At 66.6% G+C, this 2,056-nt stretch carries 3 protein-coding genes; all 3 read right to left on the bottom strand.

The features are described from left to right. A partial coding sequence (locus ACKAE7_RS20785; RefSeq protein ID WP_408980197.1) for a hypothetical protein occupies positions 1–500 on the bottom strand: 500 nt, incomplete at its 3' end. Between the two features lie 8 nt (positions 501–508). Then, positions 509–1,222 (bottom strand): TetR/AcrR family transcriptional regulator, encoded by a 714-nt coding sequence (locus tag ACKAE7_RS20780; protein WP_188811579.1) that lies wholly within the window; start codon positions 1,220–1,222, stop codon positions 509–511. Then, on the bottom strand, positions 1,219–2,056 hold an 838-nt coding region (locus ACKAE7_RS20775; protein ID WP_408980196.1), incomplete at its 5' end, for a YhgE/Pip family protein. The genes ACKAE7_RS20775 and ACKAE7_RS20780, both read right to left, overlap by 4 nt.

Genomic DNA, 2,056 nt, shown 5'->3' with positions numbered 1-2,056 from the left:
GCGCTGGCCGAACCCTTGGCAGCCGGGCGGGCCGCCGTCGTCGTACGTCTGTTCCCTGCTGCGCCTCTTCCGGGCCTGCCCTGCCCTTGCCTGCTTGTGCTGGCCGCGGTGCGCAGCCGCCGCCTCCCCGGCCAGGCCGCACCGAGGAACAGGACACAGAGTGTTGCCAGGGCTGCAGCGGCAGCGCCGAAGAAGTAGTTGTCCGGGTCGCCGGTGGGGAGCGGTGTGCCGAAGACCGAGGGCTCGCCGGCAAAGGCCAGCTCCCACGTGCTGACAAATGCGAGGGAGAAGGCCACGGTGAAGCTGGTTCCCGCGCCCGCAGCCAGCAGGGCAAAGCGGCGTCCCCGGTTCAGGATTTCGATAATGCACGCCAGGCACGCCAGCGCCAGGACACCGAGGAATGCCACGAACACCGGCTCGGCGAGCGTCATTCCGGTCAGCACCAGCAGGCCGGCCGCAACAATGCCCGCAATGACCGCGAACTTTCCGCTGTTCCCCATACGCTCCATCATCCCCGAGGACCGGGCTGCTGCAGCACGTAGCCGCGCATGATGGCCATGATCGCCGCAACGCTTTGGTCACGGGTGCGCTCAGGGTGGTACGTCTGGCGGTCGAGCCCCACAACAAAGCAGGCACCGAAGATTGCGGTCTCGAGGCTGCCCCGCGAAACGGTGTTGTCCACGGGGTAGGCCTGAGCCACCCTTTCCACTGCCTGCCCGATCACTGCCAGCAGCTCGCCCCGCAGGACAGCGAACGTGCCCTGCCACTCACTGGGCGTACGCCAGTTCTCGCTGACCCAGAGCCGGGCGAAGGACGGGTATTCAGACATGAAGTCCAGGGCCTGCCCGATCATGGCCTCCATCGCGAGCAGGGGGTCTCCGTACGCGGTGGCTGCCCCTTGGGCCGCGTCCTCCAGCCCCGCTGCCCCCTGGCCTGGTGCATCCTGGTTTGGCGCCTTTTGGCCCGGTGCCTCCTGCAGGCGTGCCTTCAGGATGTCCACCCCGTGGCGGAGCAGCTGCGCAATGAGCTCCGATTTGCTGCCGAAGTTGTAGTAGACGGTCCCTTTGGAGACGCCCGCTGCGGCTGCGATCTCGTCAACAGTGACCCCCGCTGCTCCCCGCTCGCCGATGAGTTCCATGGAGGCGTCGAAGAGTTTTTGCCTGGTGGCGGTGGTCCTGGCGGGTCGAAGGGTCTTCACTGGTCCCAGCGGTTCGGCGGTCATACCGCGATCTCGGGCTTCAGCGTCTTCAGTGTCCAGTACTTGTTCCTGCGCACGGCCAGGGTGGACATGGCCACACCCAGGGTGGTGTAGCCCGCCAGACCCAGGACGGTGGGGGCGATCATGGACAGGTCAGCGCCATAGATGAGGTGTCTCATGCCGGTCACCACGTAACCCATGGGGAGGATTTCATGCGCTGCGTGGAGCGGCTGCGGCGTGGTCTGCCAGGGGAACGTGCCGCCCGAGGACACCAGTTGCAGGACCAGCAGAATGAGCACCACGAGTTTGCCTGGCGACCCCAGCAGCGCAACAACGCCCTGGATGATCGCACTGAACGCCATGGCCGCCGCAAGCATGAACAGCCACATCAGCACAGGATGCGCGGGATCGAGTCCCAGGGCGAGGTTTACCACCAGGGTGAGGAGGCTTGCCTGCACCACCGAAACCGCCAGGAACGGCAGCCAGCCCCCAACGGCGATCTTCCAGGACGGGGCATTGGAGGCCAGCGCCCGCTGGGTAATGGGACGCATGGCCTGGACCAGCATGAAGATGCCGATCCACAAGGCGAGGGTGAGGAAGAACGGCGCCAGCCCGGCACCGTAGGACTCCGCCTTGGCCTGCGAGACGTTGCTGACCGCAACGGGGTCGGCCATGACACGGGACAGGTTGCTCTTCTGGGCATCATCCGGGTTGGGCACCTGCCCGGCACCCTTGCCGATCTCATCCGCCAGGGTCCGCGAACCGGCCGCCGCCGTCACGGTGCCTTCCGCCAGTTGGGCCTCATCCGCGCAGCCCGCGTTGACGTTGAGGCAACCGCCAGGATCGCTGCCGTAAACC

The sequence above is a fragment of the Pseudarthrobacter sp. NKDBFgelt genome, from assembly GCF_046097905.1.
Classification (GTDB): domain Bacteria; phylum Actinomycetota; class Actinomycetes; order Actinomycetales; family Micrococcaceae; genus Arthrobacter; species Arthrobacter polychromogenes.
This window is presented reverse-complemented; position numbering and strand designations above follow the sequence as displayed.

Excerpts from the sequence above, each read along its gene's own strand:
- ACKAE7_RS20780 (WP_188811579.1), bottom strand. The coding sequence starts at position 1,222 with ATGACCGCCGAACCGCTGGGACCAGTGAAGACCCTTCGACCCGCCAGG.